Source organism: Nocardioides sp. JQ2195 (assembly GCF_012272695.1).
In the GTDB taxonomy this organism is placed as follows: domain Bacteria; phylum Actinomycetota; class Actinomycetes; order Propionibacteriales; family Nocardioidaceae; genus Nocardioides.
Genome location: NZ_CP050902.1, coordinates 3,388,278 through 3,408,256, shown reverse-complemented (window position 1 = coordinate 3,408,256; position 19,979 = coordinate 3,388,278). Strand labels below are relative to the sequence as shown.

The 19,979-nt window shown below is 63.9% G+C and carries 18 protein-coding genes and 1 other annotated feature; of the genes, 3 read left to right on the top strand and 15 right to left on the bottom strand.

What is annotated here, in order from left to right; all coding sequences use genetic code 11:
- The first annotated feature begins 78 nt into the window (after positions 1-78).
- Entirely contained in the window at positions 79-870 is a 792-nt protein-coding gene (locus tag ncot_RS16205; RefSeq protein WP_168618530.1) for a hypothetical protein, read from the top strand.
- A gap of 566 nt (positions 871-1,436) precedes the next feature.
- On the opposite strand, the gene ncot_RS16200 is transcribed toward ncot_RS16205, so the two are convergent.
- From ncot_RS16200 to ncot_RS16155, 10 genes are all read right to left on the bottom strand, one after another.
- Positions 1,437-2,063 (bottom strand): hypothetical protein, encoded by a 627-nt coding sequence (locus tag ncot_RS16200; protein WP_168618529.1) that lies wholly within the window; start codon positions 2,061-2,063, stop codon positions 1,437-1,439.
- A gap of 2 nt (positions 2,064-2,065) precedes the next feature.
- Positions 2,066-2,578 (bottom strand): sigma-70 family RNA polymerase sigma factor, encoded by a 513-nt coding sequence (locus ncot_RS16195; protein WP_240938197.1) that lies wholly within the window; start codon positions 2,576-2,578, stop codon positions 2,066-2,068.
- 311 nt (positions 2,579-2,889) lie between these two features.
- A complete protein-coding gene (locus ncot_RS16190; protein WP_168617553.1) occupies positions 2,890-4,137 on the bottom strand; it encodes an IS256 family transposase in 1,248 nt (415 codons plus the stop codon).
- Between the two features lie 706 nt (positions 4,138-4,843).
- Entirely contained in the window at positions 4,844-5,326 is a 483-nt protein-coding gene (locus ncot_RS16185; RefSeq protein WP_168618527.1) for a Swt1 family HEPN domain-containing protein, read from the bottom strand.
- Between the two features lie 91 nt (positions 5,327-5,417).
- Complete coding sequence (locus ncot_RS16180) at positions 5,418-5,861, bottom strand: DUF5343 domain-containing protein (RefSeq protein WP_277345808.1); 444 nt, start codon at positions 5,859-5,861, stop codon at positions 5,418-5,420.
- Positions 5,852-7,152 (bottom strand): IS3 family transposase gene (locus ncot_RS16175; protein ID WP_240937878.1). Its coding sequence is split into 2 segments (ribosomal slippage): positions 5,852-6,858 and positions 6,858-7,152, totalling 1,302 coding nucleotides; the frame shifts between segments, so codons are not numbered across the junction. The genes ncot_RS16180 and ncot_RS16175 overlap by 10 nt, the downstream gene beginning before the upstream one ends.
- Positions 6,722-6,874: a sequence feature (AL1L pseudoknot), on the bottom strand. (Overlaps the previous gene by 153 nt.)
- A gap of 32 nt (positions 7,153-7,184) precedes the next feature.
- Positions 7,185-7,418 (bottom strand): DUF5343 domain-containing protein, encoded by a 234-nt coding sequence (locus ncot_RS16170; protein ID WP_168618525.1) that lies wholly within the window; start codon positions 7,416-7,418, stop codon positions 7,185-7,187.
- A 309-nt stretch (positions 7,419-7,727) separates the two neighbouring features.
- On the bottom strand, positions 7,728-8,501 hold the full coding sequence (locus ncot_RS16165) for a DUF2510 domain-containing protein (RefSeq protein ID WP_168618524.1): 774 nt from the start codon (positions 8,499-8,501) through the stop codon (positions 7,728-7,730).
- 116 nt (positions 8,502-8,617) lie between these two features.
- A complete protein-coding gene (locus ncot_RS16160; protein WP_168618523.1) occupies positions 8,618-8,836 on the bottom strand; it encodes a hypothetical protein in 219 nt (72 codons plus the stop codon).
- A 274-nt stretch (positions 8,837-9,110) separates the two neighbouring features.
- The gene (locus ncot_RS16155) at positions 9,111-12,197 is read right to left on the bottom strand and encodes a DEAD/DEAH box helicase (RefSeq protein WP_240937939.1); all 3,087 of its coding nucleotides are present in this window, start codon (positions 12,195-12,197) and stop codon (positions 9,111-9,113) included.
- Between the two features lie 174 nt (positions 12,198-12,371).
- Between ncot_RS16155 and ncot_RS16150 the strand changes: the two genes are divergently transcribed.
- Complete coding sequence (locus ncot_RS16150) at positions 12,372-13,754, top strand: hypothetical protein (protein ID WP_168618521.1); 1,383 nt, start codon at positions 12,372-12,374, stop codon at positions 13,752-13,754.
- 477 nt (positions 13,755-14,231) lie between these two features.
- Positions 14,232-15,380, top strand: coding sequence for a nuclease-related domain-containing protein (locus tag ncot_RS16145; protein ID WP_168618520.1), 1,149 nt, complete (start codon positions 14,232-14,234; stop codon positions 15,378-15,380).
- 19 nt (positions 15,381-15,399) lie between these two features.
- On the opposite strand, the gene ncot_RS16140 is transcribed toward ncot_RS16145, so the two are convergent.
- From ncot_RS16140 to ncot_RS16120, 5 genes are all read right to left on the bottom strand, one after another.
- Complete coding sequence (locus tag ncot_RS16140) at positions 15,400-15,675, bottom strand: hypothetical protein (RefSeq protein WP_168618519.1); 276 nt, start codon at positions 15,673-15,675, stop codon at positions 15,400-15,402.
- A gap of 238 nt (positions 15,676-15,913) precedes the next feature.
- Positions 15,914-17,284, bottom strand: a complete 1,371-nt coding sequence (locus ncot_RS16135) for a tripartite tricarboxylate transporter permease (RefSeq protein WP_168618518.1) — start codon at positions 17,282-17,284, stop codon at positions 15,914-15,916.
- Positions 17,281-17,691 carry a hypothetical protein gene (locus ncot_RS16130; protein WP_168618517.1) on the bottom strand — a complete coding sequence of 137 codons (411 nt, stop codon included), beginning with the start codon at positions 17,689-17,691 and terminating at the stop codon, positions 17,281-17,283. Before ncot_RS16130 ends, ncot_RS16135 begins: the two co-directional genes overlap by 4 nt.
- The gene (locus ncot_RS16125) at positions 17,691-18,656 is read right to left on the bottom strand and encodes a hydroxymethylglutaryl-CoA lyase (RefSeq protein WP_168618516.1); all 966 of its coding nucleotides are present in this window, start codon (positions 18,654-18,656) and stop codon (positions 17,691-17,693) included. Before ncot_RS16125 ends, ncot_RS16130 begins: the two co-directional genes overlap by 1 nt.
- The gene (locus ncot_RS16120) at positions 18,653-19,948 is read right to left on the bottom strand and encodes a hydroxymethylglutaryl-CoA reductase, degradative (RefSeq protein ID WP_206065022.1); all 1,296 of its coding nucleotides are present in this window, start codon (positions 19,946-19,948) and stop codon (positions 18,653-18,655) included. Before ncot_RS16120 ends, ncot_RS16125 begins: the two co-directional genes overlap by 4 nt.
- Between the last annotated feature and the right edge of the window lie 31 nt (positions 19,949-19,979).

Below are 19,979 nucleotides of genomic sequence, written 5' to 3'. Positions count from 1 at the left end.
ACGCGGATGAGGGCGTTTTCGACCGCCGCGACCAATTTCATGCTCTAATTGGCGGATTGGAATTCAGGAGGTCGCGCCGTGAGGTTTGCTGGAGGAAGTGTTTTTGGTGGTGCGCTGCTTTGCGCACTGACGATATCGCCGACGCTGGGTCCGATATCTGGACCGGCCAGTGCTGCTGCTGGCGATAACTGCACCAACCAGGGGAACTACTTCGCCGGCGTTGGTTCACCGCAGTCATCTACGATCTTTGGATCGCGCGCCATGATCGAGCGTGATGCTCCGCAACTGTGTAGCTCGCAAGGTGGTAGCCCGAGCGACAGCTCTGCTTGGGCTATGGTGACAGCTGACATCATGAACGATACGAGCGGCGCACTGCACTATGCACAGATCGGATGGGCGAGGGTAGGAGATGATGCGGGCGAACCGGTCTCAGGACTTCACTTGTTCGCCCAATACACACGTAAGTGCGCACCGGCATGCGACGGATCGTCCTTCGTCAATGTGTATGGTCCAGACCCAGGTTCCACGGCACGCATGTACTCAAACGTTCTGCGCTCATCAGATAATCATATTCACATGCTCTACGACGGGATCCAGTTGCTAGAGACGGGGTACAACCCCCAAGGTGATTGGAATGCTGACTGGCAGGCCCAATTTGCGGCCGAGACATTCCATCCGCAGACTGATGTTGCAGGCACAACGGGCGACAAGAATGAGTTCTGGAACCTCCAAAGGATGGATTCAGGCGGTGGCTTCAATTTCGTCCAGAATTTTCCTCTGCAGGTCGAATCGACTTCCCGGTACCACTTGGACCTTTATGACGCTCAGGTGGGCGGTAAAGGCATGAAGACATGGACGGCGCCGCTATGAGCACACATCGGACCACCCGCATTCTCGTGAGTTCACTTGCGACCGCGGCTGCAATCGGAGCAGTGTTCACCATCGGCGCTGAATTCCAGGTCGCTTCCGGAAATGAGCGTCCCAATGAGCCAGCACAGCTGATTTCAAGTTCCCTGCCTGAAGGGGCGAAAGCGATGCTTCACTCACACGGAGTCGACGTCGCGGAATCTGTGGGAGTAACACCAGCTGGTGTGGATGTTAAGTCCGCAGCGAGTAATGCGCGAAAGGAGTTTGCTCTTGCCGCAGACGTTGGCGTTAGCTCCGCCACGTTGGTCAAGATGACCACTCCTGGGGTTGGCAGAGAATTGGAGACGGACCCCTCCAGACCATCGAGGATCTCACCGATGTATTCGGACCGACGTGCGTGGGTCGTGACATTTGAGAATGCGCCGCACGTCAAACGAGGTCCCATGAGCGCTAGCGGCGAGACAGGTTCCGTAGCCGAGACCGGGACCCTCGTAGTGTTCCTCGACGCGGACACCGGAGAGTTTCTTTACGGAATGAGCTACTAGTCTCCGAGGTTGCGCCCGATCGGGCTAGGGGAGGGGTACCGCAAGAGTCAAGAGGTCGTCTTCAGTGACTGCGTCTATGACGACGACCGGCGTCACAGTGCCGATTTCCGGAGTCCCGTCTTCCTTGCCCATCGGCTGATGTGCTTGCATCGTGGTCTCGGGAAGCACCACAAGCCACACAAGGGTCTTAGTCACGGTCGGCTCGCTGTTCCCAGGATCCGCTGAATCGAATCTCTCCTGAGATAGCACGAAGAGTCCTGCGGGGGACTTGGTGTCGCCCCCTGCTGCGCGGACAGCATCGGCGCGAGATATGACCGCCTGCGCATCTTGGTCAGTTGCCAGTGCAACCTGAGCACCGGATGCTTCTTCGAATGCATTCACCACGGTCACCGGAATGGCTCTCGCGAGCGGGTCGTCGGAGGTGCCAACTGTTGGTGGCTCGGCAGGGTCGGCCCCGTTCTCACCCACACCGGAAGTGAGAAGAACCAAGCCGCTCACACTGGCAGCGACCGCGACGGCCGCAGCCACCCACAGACCGCGACGCCGACTAGGCTCGGCCCAGGGCGCACCGCCTTGCAAGACGGGTTCGTAGATGCCTGCTTCGTCTGCGGCGGCTTGCAGCATGTTCCGGATGGAATTGTCGATCGACATGATTACCTCTTCACCTTGGACTTGTGGGTCGCGAGGTCGTCTCGGCGCTGAAGTTGGGTCAACCCCCGGTGCACGAGACTGCGGACAGTGCCGGTGGCGCAGCCGAGGACCTCGCCAATCTCAGTGTCAGGAAGGTCTTCGTAGAAGCGGAGCACGATGGCTGCCCGTTGCCGCGCTGGAAGTTCCTGCAACGCCGACCACAGGTGGTCGCGTGAGGCCACGGTCTCCTGGGAGTCCGCCACGACATCTCGCTCACCCGTCAACCGCTTGAGCGCCTCACGGCCACGCCGAAGACGACGACCTCTGCTCGCGCAATCGTGGTAAATCGACGAACGCAGGTAACCCTCGAGGTTCTCTATTCGCCTGGCGAGAGGGTCGCCCCCGCGGCGCAGCACCGACAGAAAAGCCTCCTGCACCAGGTCCTGGGCTTCGGATCTATCGCCGCACAGCAGAAACGCATAGCGAAGCAGCGCTTGACCGCGCGCGACCTCAAGGTCAGCGAGCTCCAGTCTCATCTGCACGTTTCCCACACTATGTAGACGTCCGGGAGGACCGATCTGTTGCGAAAGAGCCGATCGGACACCCCCCCGGGAATCGCGTGGACCTCATCCGGCTCGGTCTGACCCGTATGAAGGCGGAGGCCGAGGGGAGTGACAGCACCATTCGGACAAACCCCGTAACCCTGCTCCCCAAGGCCCGAACTCTTTCATGGCCGCGGACGGGTCAAGGGCGAACATGTCGCCTCCGGCGGGCCACGTATGGCACCTGACCAAAACCGGTCAAGTCCCGGGTAGTGGTGTAGCGCTGCGTTCTCCTTGTTGATGGTTCAGGCAGTCAGTTCGGGTAGGTCGTTGACTCCGATCTCGGGTTCGGTGGTGGGCACGATGTTGATGCGGCAGCGAGTGAGGACTTCGAGTCCGAGGTAGCGGCGGCCTTCGGCCCACTCGTCGGTCTGCTCGGCGAGGACGGCGCCGACGAGCCGGACGATGGCGTCACGATTGGGGAAGATCCCAACGCTGTCGGTGCGGCGCCGGATCTCGCGGTTGAGGCGTTCGGCGGGGTTGTTGGACCAGATCTGGGTCCAGACGTCTTTCGGGAACGCGGTGAAGGCGAGGATGTCGGCACGGGCACCGTCGAGGTGCTCGTGGACCTCAGGGAGTTTGTCGGCGACGTAGTCGAGCAGCCGGTCGAACTGGGCGTGCACGGCGGGCGCGTCGGGCTGGTCGTAGACCGAGTGCAGCATCGCCTTCACAGCAGGCCACATCGTCTTCGGTGTGGTCGACATGAGGTTCGCTGCGTAGTGAGTGCGGCAACGCTGCCAGCTGGCGCCGGGCAGGTTCGCCGCGATCGCCTCGACCAGCCCGGCGTGGGCATCGGAGGTGACGAGGCGGACACCGCTCAGGCCGCGGGCTGTGAGGTCGGCGAAGAACTCGTTCCACGCCGCACCGGTCTCTGACGTCGCGACGCGCATGCCGAGGACCTCGCGGTGTCCGTCGCCGTTGACGCCGGTCGCGACCAGGACGACCGCGTTGATCACACGGCCGCCCTCGCGGACCTTCATCGTCAACGCGTCGGCGGCGACGAACGTGAACGGCCCCGCTGCATCCAAGGGCCGGTGCCGGAACTGTTCGACGTGCTCGTCGAGCTCAGCTGCCATCCGCGAGACCTGGGACTTCGAGAGTGAGTCGATGCCGAGGGTCTTGACGAGCTTGTCCATCCGCCGGGTGGACACCCCGGCGAGGTAGCAGTCGGCCACGACGGTAATCAGCGCAGACTCGGCGCGCTTGCGACGCTCGAGGAGCCACTCAGGGAAATAGGTGCCCTTCCTGAGCTTGGGGATCGAGACGTCGACGGTGCCGACGCGGGTGTCGAGGTCGCGGTGGCGATAACCGTTGCGCTGGCTGGTCCGGCTCGGGGTCGGGCGGCCGTACTCGGCACCGACCACGGCGTCGGCATCGGCACTGAGCAGGGTGTTGATGATCGACTGGAGCAGCGAGCGCATGAGATCTGGACTCGCCTCAGCGAGGGCTTCGCCGAGCAGGCCGGCAGGGTCGACAATGTGGGGAGCGGTCATCGTGATGACTCCATTCGAGGATTCTGTGGAAGGTTGACTCGAAGGATCACGCGGTGGCCGCGTCCACGTCCGACATACACGCCGGTCACGAAGACAGCGACCGCGCTACACCACTATCGGGGACTCAACTCTCGTAACGAGGCTGGGTGTTCCCAACGCGCAGATAGCGAAGTGGAACAAGGACTACAAGAAGCATTATTACGAGCTCTACGCGTCAGGTCGTGATGGCCAGGAACTCAGTCAACTGATCCCATTTCTAGAGCCGGACAAGCGCCTTCGAGCGGAGGCGTTTCAGGCATCGGTCAGTGCTGGCGCTGACTGGACAGATGTCATTCCGGGCGTCGACGGATCTGAGCTCTACGATCTGATTCCGCGCGGGCGCACAGGACGTAACGGCGCAGGAACTGGGCGGCAAGCCTTCAGGTATTTGCACGACAAGCGCACCCATCACATCACGCGTGAATCCATTCGACGAGCTGCCTTGGCGGGTGCTGAACTGCCGGGCTGGCTGGCGGAACTCGTCGACTCAAGCGTGAGATTCTATCCGGTGCTGGACCACCGCCAGACTGAGCGGTGACCAACCGGCCCTTGTTCGCTGTTGTAGTGAGTGCTGGTGACCTGTCGATGAGTATCTGTGTCACTTCACCCAGATTGAGGCAGCTGAGCGGCGCGGTCCTAGTTGACCGACCGACTCACGCAACTCGCACTAGGCACCTACCTGCTTCACCCAATCACGCAGATTCGTGCCGATGCGTGCAATGTCCTCGGGATCGAGTCGACCGCTGTGCATGATGACGTTCCGCGATCGCTCGATGCCGTCGAAGATGGCAGTTGCCCACTCCGCCGAGGGCAGGAAGTCTGCAAAGTGCTCCCAGTTGGCACGGATGATATTCGAGAGGTTCTTGAAGTCGGTATAGGTGATGGGGCTGTCGCCCCGCTGCGTATGGAATCTGTGCTTCTCTTCTTCGTCCTGTCGTCCTCGACAGGACTTCTGGATGGGTGCCGACACCGCACTCTCCCACCAGTCGTCGCCAACGGCCTCTCTCAGTACAGAAGTAACGAGTTGCCGCACTGAGTTCTCAAACGCCGCGACTGCCACGTAGACGGCGGCCATCGTTGTCGCGGCAGCAACGTGGACCTCGTCTAGCACATCAAGTGACACCTGAGCGGCGACGTCAGCTTCGAACATGCTGGATTGGATCCGCGAAGTCCGGCGGCCAGCACGATCAAGTGCCTCCTCAGCCAGTAGGCCCCGGAACGCAAACTCGTAGACCTCTCCCTCAATCATTGAGGAGGTGAGCTCTCAGGCTGCGAAACAGCGCGTCGTAGACCGCTGGATCGCGCGATTCAGGAAGCACTAGTTCGATGTTGTAGACCAAGTCAATCGGCGGCCGGACTCGGGATGAGGCGCGTCCATCCGTCACCAGTGCCGGGGGCGTGTCTGGTGCAACCTCGGCCGCGTCTTCCGCTGGTGGCTTGGCGGACTCAACCGCCTTGAAATCCGCCTTGGCGGCCAACGCAACGAACGTGCCTGCCATCTTTCCGAGAACATCATCACTGAACTGTCCCTGCGTTAGCGTCTTGAGTTTGTTCTTCACCTCGTCTCGGGTCATGGTGTTGGCCAGGGTGTTCAACTCGAACAGGTCTGCATACGCCTCTCGCATGCCCTCCGCCAAGATGCGATTGAATCGCCCCGGGTTTCGTGGAGGCTCGGTTACTTGGATCCGGCCTCGGTGAGGACGGGTGTTTCAGGGTAGTGCTCGGGCTCGGTGCTGGCCCAGTGGTTGGTCTCGAGCTCGGCGGGCGGGATGAGCCCGATCTCGCCGTGGAGCCTGCGGTGGTTGAACCAGTCGACGTATTCGGCGACGGCGATCTCGACGTCACCGACCGACTTCCAACCACCCTTGGGGCGCATGACCGGGTTGCGGATGCACTCGGCCTTGAACAGCGAGTTGAACGCCTCGGCCATCGCGTTGTCATACGAGTCGCCCTTGGACCCGACGGATGCGACAGCGTCTGCTTCGGCGAGCCGCTCGGTGTAGCGAATTGCTCGATATTGCACGCCCCTATCGCTGTGGTGGATCAGGCCGGTGACGTCCTGGCCGGCTCGCTGCCGGGACCACAGACCCATGTCGAGGGCATCGAGTGCGAGGTCGGTGCGCAACGAGGTGGACACCTGCCAGCCGACCACCATGCGACTGAAGACGTCGAGGATGAAGGCGGCATAGACCCACCCCGAGTGGGTGCGGACGTAGGTCAGGTCGGCGACCCAGAGCTGGTTGGGCGCGGTGGCGATGAACTTGCGCTTGACCAGGTCCTCGGGTCGCTCGGTCTCGGCGCCGTCGCCGATGGTGGTCCTTCGGGTCTTCTCCCGCGGGATGCCGCGCAGGCCCTCGGCGCGCATCAGCCGCTCCACGGTGCAGCGAGCCACCGGGATGCCTTCGCGGTTGAGCTCGGCATGGATCTTCCGAGCGCCGTAGACACCCAGGTTCGCCTTGTGCGCAACCTTGATGTCGGTGACCAGCTCCGCGTCGCGGATCGACCTCGCCGACGGCGGCCGCGTCTTGGCGGCGTAGTAGGTGCTCGGGGCGATCTGGACGCCTGCATCACGCAGGACTTCACAGATCGGCTCGACCCCGAGCCGATCGCGGTGCTGGTCGATGTAGTCGACCAGCACCGCCGTCGGCACCTTGGTTACTTGATCTTGCGGTCGAGCTCCGCGGCGGCGAAAAACGCTGCGGAGGTCTTCAGGATCTCGTTGGCCCGGCGCAGCTCACGGACCTCACGCTCGAGTTCAACGAGACGCGCCGCGTCGTCGGTCGTTGTGCCCGGTCGGACACCGCCGTCGATCTCGGCCTGCCGGACCCAGTTCCTCAACGTCTCTGGATGCATCCCGAGCTGCTCCGCGATCCTGGGGACCGCACCCGACCTGGTCGCCGGGTCTTTGCGCGCGTCCACAGCCATCCGGGTAGCTCGCTCACGCAGCTCGTCGCCGTACTTCCTTGGTGCTGCCATGACTCTCATCCTCCATGGATTGAGAGCCTCCATCAGACCCGGGGCGATTCACGATCGCTCTGCGTTTGATCGAGGAACTCGAAGTACCGCTGCGTCGGCGTGCCGCTTGGTTCTAAGAACCCAAGGGCCTTCAGGATGCCGACAAACAGACGGTCAGCGTTGCCCTTGAAGCCCAGGTTGCTAAGGAAAGTAGTCGAAAATTGTTTTGGCGCCTGTGCTTGCTGCATGGCTGTCAGAATCGCTTCGACGTTCTTGGTGCTGGTCAAGTATGCCTTCGGAACCGCCATTGTCTTCCCCGCTGACTCGTGATCTGGCTTAGGTGATCGACTGTATGTCTCGACGCCGACAACCATCGCCTAACTTGACCGTAGACACGAACATTCAGGGCTGCCAGGTTCGGGTCGCCGTGTATGCGGTGGCAGCGTTGACTGGCGATCCGGCCCGCAGCCAGAGGTTCGTGCACTCGTTCGGAGTCCCGTACCGAGTCAGGCGCTGCAGAACGGCTCTACGCGTCATACCGCCGCAATCGAAGGTGGTCGAGGATCACGTCGAGAATGGCGCGCCCCCAGGCTTGATCACATACGGCTGAGAATGTCTACCTTCTTGGCGGCGAACTCTTCCTCGGTGAGAATGCCCGCCTCTTTGAGTGCAGCGAGCTCCTTCAACTGAGCAATCGAGTCTGGCGCGACAGTTGATTCGGGAGCAGTAGCGGCAGGGGGGACAGAGGCGGCTGGAACGCCGGGGTGTGTGCTTTCATAGCGCATGGTGTTCTGACGCTGTTGGATGGCGTTGCGTGCCCGATGAGCAGATTCGTTGATCTGGCGCTGGGCCTCACGGCCGTCGGGTATGTCCTCCATGAGGACGCGTTCGACGTTGGCCCCCCGCTGAATCTGCACCGTAAGCGTGAAGACGCCGCGAGCCTTTTGGGTCATGGTTTGCTTGACGTCGACATCCAGCACCTGCGCGATGGGGACCTGTTGCGAGTCGGTGCCTAGGGCGCCCTTCTCGAAATAGAGGTAGTTGGCGTCCATCCGGTATCGGCCGGCACCTATGCCGCTGATGGGTTTGCCGACGGCCGACCAGACAGTGCCGTCAGGTACGTCTACATTCCTCGACATCAACCGACCAGCGGCCACAGAAGCCGCACCCTTGAACCGCCCACCTGCCGCTACGTGCGTGGGGACCGAGCCCACATTGCGGACTTCCTCAGTCCAGGCTGAGCCATCCCAGAAACGCTCCTGCCCGACCTCGGTTGGATACCAGCCCGCAGGTGCCTGCTTATCGCCCATGCACAAAGTCTGCATGAAATCGACGAACGGCGCTGGGAAACGCGGCAGGCGACGCACCATCCCAACTCTTGCTACTTAAGAGTGCTGGCACCAAGTGGACTCACTCGGGCCGCGTCACTCCGCCGTGAATGATGGCTCTCCGACTCAGGTGGCTGGCTCACCGGACCAAACGAGACTTACAGATCGGTGAGATGACCGACGGCACCGGTGAGCATGGACGGCCAGAAGAGAAGTGGAACCACGACCACGATGAGAAGAAACGCCCCGAGACCCACCCACGGACGTCCCTTGACGACGTGGATCAGCGCGCCGATGAGGGCTCCTGGTGCCACGAAGGTCAGGCTCGCTGGCATCTGCAAGGCGCACCAAGCGACGACGGCCGCGTAGAAGGCCACTCCCACAACGCGACTCCAGACCCAGCCGGCAGCACCACGGGTTCGCGAGAATCGCTTCGGGCGGCTCTGGTTCTTCCTCACGTCCCTGATCGGGAGGTGGCACGAGCGACAACCGGACGACGTGCCTGCGACCTCGGCAGAGCACAACGGACACGTCAGCGTTTCGACCACAACTGCTCCCTTGCAAAATACTGTCCGTGAATGCTAGGGGGAATCGCGTTACATGGTTGACGATTCGGCCAATCAAAACCTGGCTGGGCTAGACCAGCTCGCGCTACTGAGCGACTGCCGAAGCATGGTTGAAGAAGTCCATCGGCATCTCGTGGGCAAGCCTCCAAGTGATGGCGATCGGCCGATCCCCGGTATGACTGACATACGAGGCCGGGCCGAGGAAGAGGTAGGGCGAAGTGCCGAACTCGTCCTTCTGCTCTTGGCGCACGAACAGATACACAGTGCTGTTCCCGGACAGATAGCGCACACCTGTTGGTGATGTCACCGAGGTTGTGGACTGCGATTCCCAGTGGAACAGGTCGCGGCTGATCGGATAGTCGGCATACATCGTGGTGGGGGAGTAGTCAGCCTCAGACTTCTTCAGCGTCACGAAAAATGCGTCGACGTTGTGGTCGGGGGAGAACCAGACACCCTCGCGGAAGCTGTTCGGCCTTCGTGGGAAGTCGAGGGCCGCCAGAATCTCCTCGCGCTGATAGCGAGAGTGCACGCGCAGCGGAATCTCCGCCGAACCAAGTGGCACCGGTACATGGCGGGCTGCTTCAAACGAGAGCTCAATAACCGTGGAGATTTCGGCGCGGACAGCCGACTCGTCACGCAGGGCCTTCAGCCCATCTTCGTACGAGCCATGGCCACCACCGTCGGACCACATCGAGTAGAAGAGCATGCGCGCCAATTTTTGCTCGGCGGGTGAGAGTTCGTCGTACGACGGTGAGCCTGGCGCGAGTAGGGATTGGTAAGCATCCACCCGCAACGGGTCATCGACGTGCGCGAAGGCCCGCACGCGCTTCAGCAGCTGCTGCTCGAGCACGGACCCGGGAAGTGTGGGAAGCCCGGAGTCGTGGCGCAGCTTCGTCCACGAGTGGCTTCCCCTGCGCAAGATGTCGCTCAGTTCCAGTCCCGAGCTCTCCAGGAATTCCGGCAAGGTCGCGTCCCCTGTGTGCTTCAGCTGAGCGACGATCTGGGCCCAGCGGTTGCTGATCTGGGAACGCAGGTTCTCCAGCACGATCTCTTGGCTTTGCCGGTCCAGTCGGATCTGGCAGCCGGACGGAAGGAACGGGAAGTCGTCCTTCACGGCCTTCTCCAACTGCTTGCCGTGGATGCCGGTGAGCGCTGAGTATCGCTTGGAGAACTGGAACTCCTTGCGGTGATAGCCGACGAAGTCGAGCACAGTCAGGACGGCCTTCGAGTGCGTGCGCCGCAATCCGCGACCCAGTTGCTGCATGAAGATGGTGGAGCTCTCCGTGGGACGCAGGAAGAGCACGGTGTCGACATCAGGAATATCGAGGCCTTCGTTGAAGACGTCGACGGTGAACAGGACGTTGACGCGACGCTCGCGCAGATCGCGAAGCGCCTGTGCGCGCTCATTACTCGAAGTTTCGCCGGTCACTAGGAGGGCGGGGATGCCGGCATCATTGAAGACCTTGGTCATGTACGTCGCATGGGCGACGTTCACGCAGAAGCCGAGGGCCCTCATCTGACTGACGTTCGCGACCTTGTCGCGCACCTGCTTGAGGATGATCCGCGCGCGAGCATCGTTGCCGGTGAAGATGTCGGCCAACTGGGACTCGTCGTACTTGCCTCTTGACCAGGTGATGGAGCGCAAGTCGGTGCCGTCGGCGATGGCGAAGTAGTGGAAGGGGCACAGCAGATCGGCCCCGAGTGCATCCCACAATCGCAACTCGGCCGCGGTCCGTCCGTCGAAGAAGGAGCGCACGTCCGTGCCGTCCCCACGCTCGGGGGTGGCGGTCAATCCCAGCAGCTCTTGAGGCTTCAGGTGATCGAGGATGCGCCGATAAGTCTTGGCTTCTGCGTGGTGGAATTCGTCGATGACGACCACGTCGAAGGCTTCGGCTGGGATGTTCGCAATACCGTAGCTCGTCAAGGACTGAACGCTCGCGAACACGTGCTGCCAACGCTCGGGCCGCTGCCCGCCTACATACTGCTCGCCGAAGCTGCCGTCGCTCAGCACCTCGCGGTAGGTGCGCATCGACTGGTCGAGGATCTCCTTACGATGTGCGACGAACAGCAGTTTCGGCTGGCTGCCGCCGGCTTGCTCACACAGTCGCCGGTAGTCGAGTGCGGCGATCACGGTCTTGCCTGTGCCAGTGGCAGCGACCACGAGGTTGCGGTGGCGATCATGGAGGACTCGCTCGACCTCGAGCATGTCCAACATCTCTTGTTGGTAGGGATAGGCCCGAACCTCGAGTCCCGAGATGCTGATGGTTGCTCGATCGTTTGCCTTGATGCCCTTTGCCTCCAACAGTGCGTCATCGAGTCGATCACCATCGACCGCGGGGTCATAGGGCTCGAACTCAGGGCTGTTCCAGTAGGACTCAAAGGTGGCCCGGAACTTCTCGATGAGACTCGGCGTCGAGCGTGCGCTGAGCCGCACGTTCCACTCGACGCCTTCGAGCATGGCCGAGGTGGTCAGGTTCGATGACCCGACGTACGCCGTGTCGAGACCGGTGTTCCTGCCGAACAGCCAGGCCTTTGCGTGCAAACGGGTGCGCTTTGCGTCGTACTGAACCTTGACTTCGGCACCGAAGTCGTTGACGAGTCGGTCGAGCGCTCGGCGCTCCGTGCCGCCGATGTAGGTCGTGGTCACCACACGGATCGGCACGCCCGCGTCGCGCGCGGTGGCAAGCTCGTTCTCGATCAGCCGGAGCCCGTGCCACATCACGAAGGCGCACAGCAGATCGACGCGGTCGGCCGAGTCCAGTTCGGCGCGAAGCTCTGTGGCCAACGACGGCTCGCCCTTGGCATTGGTGAGCAGCGCCGACTCGTTCATCGGGGTCTTGGGCCGATGCTGCAGGCGCAGGACCTTGCCGGGGCCAGGTTCTGGCCGCACCGCGTGGAGTTGCTGCAGAGGGCCGAGCACACGGTCTTCTGGATCTTCGATGGCCCGGAGCAAGTGATTGGCCATCGCCAGCCTGGCATCGGGGTCTTTGATGCCCGAAAGGCGTTGCTGCACTGCGCCCGCGATGTGTCGGGTGAGAACGTGCGAGGAGTCCGCGTCATCAACCTTGGCGACCTCGGTGTGCCGATCGAGTTCCTGCTGGATTGCAGCATTCAGCCGCTGGGTGACGATCGATTCGTGGAGTCCCTCGGCGAGGTCATGGTGGTCAGGCACGACTCGAAGCTTGCCAGGAACGTGAGAGGAATTGGGTGCGACGACGAGATTGCCTGGGCTCTGCTGTGTGGGTGCCGACCATCTGCACAATCGGTGATGGGTTCTCCCGATCCGACCACGCGGGCCACGCCAGCGGGCTACCTTGCCGGGAAGGCCATATCGGGAGGACCGGACATGAGTGAAGAGAGCTGGCATCAAGCGCGATTGATTCCGACCTCAGGGATCTCGGGTGCAGAAGAGCAGGAGCGGCGAGCCACCTCGGCAGTGCTGGCCGTGATGAGCGTGGTGAAGGAGTTCGGGCGCACCGTGCTCAGCCCGCTCGGTGCACCAGCCGGAAACGTCGAGACCTTCATCGAAGTTCCGTTTGCACTGGGAGAGAGACGTCTGTATCCCGATGGTTTGATCCGTGTCACTCGTGGGACCAAGACGTGGACTGCGCTGGTGGAGGTCAAGACCGGCAAGAATGACCTCCAGGTTGAGCAACTGGAGAGCTACCTGGACATCGCGAAAGAGCAGCAGTTCGACGCCCTCATCACCATCAGCAACGAGATCCCGGCGATCGTCGGTCAGCACCCGACCAAGGTCGACAAGCGCAAACTGCGCAAAGTGGAGATGTTCCACTGGTCGTGGTCCTACCTGTTGTCCACCGCGGTGGTCCAGAAGGAGCACCGCGGTGTTTCAGATCCCGAACAGGCTTGGATCTTGGGTGAGTTGATTCGCTATCTCGAACACCCAAAGTCGGGCGCTCTCGAGTTCGCTGACATGGGCCAGCACTGGGTCGGCGTACGGAACTCGGTCAGCGACGGCACGTTGCGAGCCACGGACAAGAACCTGACAGATGTGCTCTCCCGGTTCGATGCGCTGGTCCGCTTCGCGAGTCTCCAACTCGGTCGGCAGCTCGGGACGGAAGTCGTTCCGCTGCTCTCACGGAAGGAAGCCGCGGATCCCGCTCTGCGGGTGGCCGCGCTCACCGAGTCGGTTGTTTCGACCGGGGACCTAACTGGCTCGATCCGAATTCCTCACGCCGTCGGCCCGATTCGCATAACGGCAAACCTGCGCTCCGGCCAGGTGACCTGCCACGTGGATGTGGACGCGCCGAAGGAAGGCCGCCCGACTACCCGAGTGAACTGGCTAGTGCGGCAGCTCAAGAATGCGCCGGGCGACGTACGGATAGAAGCGTTTGTGGTCAACGGGCGTGGACCGGGGGCTGCTGAACTCCTGGGTACCGTGCGTGAGGACTCTGCCCTGCTGATCCTCGACCCGAAGCGCGACCTGAAGACATTCCGGGTTGCTCGCACCACGCAGATGGGAGTCAAGGGCGGTCGCGGGCGTGGGTCCTTCATCGACTCCGTTCTCGACCTGCTTGACGGCTTCTATGGTGATGTTGTGCAGAACCTGAAGGCCTGGGCCGCAGCACCACCGAGGCTGCGTGAGCCCGAGCCGACTCCAGTGGACGTGCCCGTCGCGTTGAACTCCACGGCGCAGTCCTCACAAGACGGGCCTGAGGAACCAATGCCGGTGGAACCGGTGACGATCTTGAGTGGCGTCAGCGATTGACGCTGCGCCTCAGGCAATGTTGATCTCGGTTGGCTGGTGGCGAAGCAACGACTTGGGCCACGGGGAAGTCACATTGACGTACCTCGCACCTGTCCACAGCAGCACCTGATCAGGATCATGACGCAATGCGAAGACCAACGCGTCGTCAAGTGTTGGAGATCGGCCTTCGCTTGCGCCAGGTTCTCGTCGTCTCGCTCGTAGACAGTGAAGTACTCAGCCCGTTCCGGCGACGTCCACGTGTAATCCTCCGGGTCGTCACGAAGTGGAAGGATCTCGAACCGTTTGCTGCTCATGCCAGCACCCTGGCACCGCCCAACGACAGGCCGCGGGCTCAGCCGTCCTCTTGGGTGACCTTCGGTTTCGACAGAATCTCCACCGGTCTAGACCAGAGTCCGCCAAACCCGATTGATTTCGTCGAAGCGGACTTTCGAAGTCCCATCTGCCCCTAACCTCCTGGCGAAGGTTGGGAGGCTCTGGATGGCGGGGGAGTCCGCGAGGGAAGTCGCGCGGCGTCAACGTGAGAAGGCCGCTCGCTTGGCTCGCAGTGCCGAGCTCTGGGAGCGCGGTGCGAGCGGTGAGGAAGCGACCGCTTCGGCGCTGGAGACCCTTCGTGCTGACGGTTGGCAGGTCTGGCACGACGTCGCGTGGCCGGGTCGTCCACGCGCCAACATCGACCACGTGGTCATCGGCACCGGTGGCGTGTTCGTCATCGACAGCAAGCACTGGTCCGGAACCATCGCGATGGACGGCGACGTGCTTCGTCAGAACGGACGGAGTCGTGAGTCGGCCGTCCACGGCGCGGCTGAAGGTGCCCTCGCCATCACTCGACTGCTGGGCGATCTTCCCGCCACCGGGGTGCTCTGCTTCGTCCGCGAGGAGAGGGTCAGTGGTTGGGCGCGAGACGTGATGATCTGCTCGACCGCCACGCTGGTGGAGATGCTCAGGTCGCGGCCTCCGGTGTTGCATCCGATGGCTGTTCAACGCTTTGCCTCCCAGCTGGACCGAGGTCTCCGGTCGGCGACCGTGCAGCGGCAGCGCGTCGCGGCCAGCCCTGACAAGCCGTCACGAGCTCAGAGGTCCGAACAGCAGAGGACCCGGCAGGTCTCCCGAGCCAGGAGGAAGTCGCAGACGGTGGCATGGCCACGGCTCGTCTTCGGAGCCGCCCTGATCGGGCTCATGCTTGTCGCTGGGCCGCAGATCGGAGCCTGGGTCGGCGGTGTCTTCGCCGACAGCCTTGCTGACATCTCAACGACAGAGGCAGATGTCGGCGACAAGCTCGTGATTCGTGGAACCGATGGAAAGCCTGGTCTCGAGGTCACGGTCACGAAGGCGAAGGCTGCGAGTCGCACCGGTGCGAACAAGGAGCGGCCAGTCGTCGTCCGGGTGAAGTACGAGAATATCGGGCCCGAGCGATGGGTGACACCCACAGCGCCGCAGGTTCGCGTTCAGACAAGTGACAACCGGCTCTACAGGGTTGCGTCGGCCGAGGCCAGCCAGAAGAGTCTCACGGTGCCGGTCGGTCGTGCGACGACTCGAAGGGTCACGATCCTGGTGCCCGGCTCTGTGGAGCTGGAAGCCGTTCAAGTCCGAGTCGGACCGACCACGCTCACTTGGTCAGTCAACTGACACGATCACGATGCGTGAATCACCAGCCAGCTGGTGGCTCGCCCTGTCGTGACGTGCGATCGCGCAGCCACGACATCGTGCCCGGCGCCATACCTCGGGACTTCGGTGTGCGGTCGACGGGCGAGACGATCAGCGACGCTTCGTCGGAGAGTGACCACTTGAGCGCGTGATAGACCACCGACAGCGTCTCGGTGCTCTCGAGCAGGAGCAGCCCCGGTGCGATCGGCCGGGCCTCGGTCCACGGCCCCTCGAGGTCGTCAGGCGGTTCCGAGGTCCATGCAAGATAGACGTTCACGCGTCCATCCTGCAGGGAGCAGCAATCGTCGGCGCTCGCGGTCGCCGAGCACGCCCTCGTGCAGGTCGCGAAGCAGCCCGAGAATGAACGAGCCGCCGAGGCGGTCGTGGGGGGAGGGAGGGTGAGCCTGCGCGGTTTCCAGATTCGGTCCCGACCAGTGCTCGGAGGGCATGCAGGGAAGCGCAACGCAAACGTGGCCCGCAGCCGAAGCTGCGGGCCACGCGGGTGAAGCGGTGGATCAGAGTGCCAGGATCGCCGGCACCGTGAGCACCGCGGCGTAGTAGCCCATGAACTGCACGCCCGAGTGCACCCCGAGCAGCCTGTTCATCAGGCCACCGATCAATCCGACCGTCACCGTGACGAGCACGGCGAGCAGTCCGCCCTCATAGATGCAGATCACCAGGATCAGCCCGGCGAACGCTCCGATGATGGCCTCGTGGGAGACGTTGCGCATGACCCACGAGGCCGCGCGGTGGGCGTTGGTCATCGCGAACGGGTAGGCGACGAGTGACGCGATGGCGACGGCCAGCAGACCGAAGACCAGGAACTCCCACGTGGTCAGCAGGTCGTGCAGGTTGTGCGTCTCGCCGGTCTCGGTGTTCACCGTGTATTCCGGCGGCGCGTTGAACAGCGGCGCCGCCGGACCGGCCGCCATCGGCGACAGCGGCAGGCCCAGGGCGATCAGCGGGATCAGCGTCTCCGCGATGTACGTCGACTCCGTGGTGCCGTTGCGCACGGACATCATCGTGGTCAGGCGGTGGTAGCCGTTCTTGATCCGCGACCCGGCGAACTCGCCCATCATCACGGTCATCGCGACGGGGGAGAAGACGAACGTGGCACTCGAGACGACTGCGGCCCCCGAGGTGTAGCTGAGCTGCTTGCGGTCCAGGACCTTCAGCGGGTTGGGCATCCGGCCCTTCCACGTGCGCACGTCGGGGGCGAGGTCGAACTCCGACGGCTTCGAGCGCTCGAGCGTCTTGCGGCCCGCCGGCGACATCGACAGGAACAGGTCCGCGATCAGGGGACCGGTCGCGATGCCGAGGAAGAAGCTGATGCTCAGTCCGTGCCCGAGCTGCTGGGTGACGAACATGTTCACCCCGACGACCAGCAGCACGAACGGGAAGAGTGCGGCCATCGCGGCCCAACGACCCTTCGACGTGAACGCGATCAGCAGGGCGGCACCCGCGAAGATCCACGGTGCCGCATCACCGATCTCATCGGCGATCGGGGAGAGCAGGGTCGCGAAGAGCACCGCGAACGGCACCGCGATGAAGGCCGAGATGACACCACCGGAGATCGCCTTGCGCAGCGCGATGTGGGGCACGCCCAGCTCACGCAGCTGTTGCGCATCGGCGAGCATCGGCACCGCCATGGTGTCACCCGGGATGCCGAGCAGCGTGGTCGGGATGGCGTGGGTGATGTGCTTGGCCACCACCGCGGCGAGGAAGAAGCTGAACACACCGGCCGCGGGGACGCCGAGGAGCACGACGAGCAGCGTCAGCGGGGCGACCACGGCGGTCTCGTCGGTGCCGGACACCAGACCGATGGCGGCGAAGACGACGGCGCCGACCAAGCCCATGCCGAGAGCCCAGAGGAATGCCTCGATCATGCCGACACCTCCTTGTCACGATGTGCCTCGACCAGGACGTCGTACAGACCGAGGGAGCGGAGCTCCTCCTGGACCTCAGGGTCCAGCTCGGCCGGGTCGGTCCACTCGCCACCCTCGGCAGCGATGTTCGCGAGCGCTTCGCGGCGGCCTTCGAGGGTCGACTCCACCTCGGTCACCACCCGCTTCGGCTTGAAGAGCCGGGCCGAGATGAACGCCGCGACCAGGCACGCCGCGAGCCCGACGAGCAGCGCGTAGGACTGGGCCAGCGACTGGTCCTCGACGGTCCCCTCGAAGATCCGGCGTGCCAGCAGGAAGGACGGTGTGGCGATGCCGATGCCGAGGGCAATCGCACCGGTCATGTGGCGTGAGTCGACAGTGTCGCCCCACACCTCGATGAGACGGGACATCAGTTCGTTTCCGATCGATCAGAGGGAGCGAGGGCGGTGACCACTCGCGAGGGTGACGGCCGGCCGAGGTGGCCGGCGAGCCAGGTGCTGGTCTCGACAAGGGCGCCGAGGTCGACGCCGGTGTCGATGCCGAGTCCGTGCAACATCCACACGAGGTCTTCGGTGGCCAGGTTGCCGGTGGCGCTGAGGGCGAAGGGGCAGCCGCCCACTCCGCCGGTCGACGCGTCGAACTCGGTGACGCCCTCGGTCAGGGCGGCGTAGACGTTGGTCAGGGCCTGCCCGTAGGTGTCGTGCGCGTGCAGGGCGATGGCGTTGACGTCGATGCCGGCGTCGACCAGGGCCCGGATGACGGCGCGCACGTGGCCCGGCGTCGCGACGCCGATGGTGTCGCCCAGGGACAGGCTGTGCACCCCGGTCTCCATCATCGCGACCGCGGCCTCGACCACGGCGTCGACGGGGACGGGTCCCTCCCACGGGTCGCCGAAGACCATCGACAGATAGCCGCGTACGTCGACTCCGGCGGCCAGCGCGTCCTTCGTGACCAGCGCCTGACCGGCAGCCACCTCGGCACGGGAGGCGCCGAGGTTGGCCTGCGAGAACGACTCGGTGACGCTAGCGAAGACCGCGACCTCACGTACGCCGGCAGCCAGGGCATCCTCGAGCCCGCGGGCGTTGGGCACCAGCACCGGGTGGCGAGTGGCGGCGGTGAAGTCGGTCAGCGCAGCGAGCTCGCGGGCGTCGGCCAGTTGGGGGATCCGCTTCGGGGAGACGAAGCTGGTCAGCTCGACGGTGGTCAGCCCGGCGCCGACGAGTCGACGGACGAACTCGGCCTTCACCTCGACCGGCAACGGCACCTTCTCTGCCTGCAACCCGTCACGCGGCCCGACCTCATAGATGCGCACCGAGGAGGGGACGTCGGGATCCGGGACTGCCATCGGCAGGCCGAGGTCGACGGTCGAGGTCATCCGGCGCCCCGGATCTCGGCCAGGACTGCCTCGGCGCGGTCGTGGCGGAACGCCTTCTCGGCGATCAGCTGGGCGACCAGGGGGCCGATCTCGTCGGGGCCGGCACCGACCGCGATCGCGATGTTCTTCGCGTGCAGCGACATGTGACCGCGCTGCACGCCCTCGCTGGCCAGCACCCGGAGGGCGGCGATGTTCTGGGCCAGGCCCACGGCGGTGATCAGCTCGGCCAGCTCGGCCGCGCTCTCGACACCGGTGACCGCGACCGCGGCGCGGGCGCCGGCGTGGGTCTTGGTGGCACCGCCGACCAGGCCGACGGGCATCGGCAGCTCGAGGGTGGCGACGATGTTGCCGTCGGCGTCCACCTCGAAGGTCGACAGCGAGGTGTAGCGGCCGTCCGGGGCGACCGCGTGCGAGTGGGCACCGGCCTCGACGGCGCGGGTGTCGTTGCCGGTCGCGAGCACGACGGCGGAGATGCCGTTCATGATGCCCTTGTTGTGGGTGGCGGCGCGGTAGGGGTCGGCCGCGGCCAACCGGTAGGCGTGCACCATGTCGGTGACGACCTGCTCGCCACCGAGCGACTCGGCGTCGAGCACCGCGCGGGCGCGGGCCAGGCGCATGTCGGCCTTGTTGGTCAGGATGCGCAGGACCACCCGGCCGCGGGCGATCTCCGCGATCCGGTCGGCCACGGCCTCGGCCATCGTGTTGACCGCGTTGGCGCCCATGGCATCGCGGACGTCGACGACCAGGTGCGCCACGACGTAGGTCTCGTCGATCGAATCCACGATGCGCACGATCAGGTCCTTGACGCCGCCGCCGACCTCGGCCAGCTTCGGGTCCTGCTTGGCGGCCAGCTCCATGAGCTCCTCACGAGCCTCCAGGATGCGCAACCGTGCGGCGTTGGGGTCGACCACGTCGACGACCTGGATCTGCGCCTGCATGATCGGGCCGGTGCTGGTGGTGTGGAAGCCGCCCAGGGTGCGGGCCATCCGGGCGCCGTTGCTGGCCGCGGCGATGACGGAGGCCTCCTCGGTGACCATCGGGACCATCACGTCGCGCCCGTTCACCGTGAGGTTGGCGGCGACCCCGACGGGCAGGGAGAAGGTGCCGATCACGTTCTCGCTCATGTGGGCGGCGGCGTCCACCGTGAATCCGGCGGCGTCGAACGCGTCGAGCTCCGCCACGTCGATGCCGGCAACCTTCGCAACGGCGTCACGACGCTCGTCGACGCTCAGGTCGCGGAAACCGGAAATCCTGCTGGTGGTCACGTGCTGCTCCTCAAGAGTTGGGGTCAAGTTTGCTGACCCTTCTAGGAAACCTCGCTTG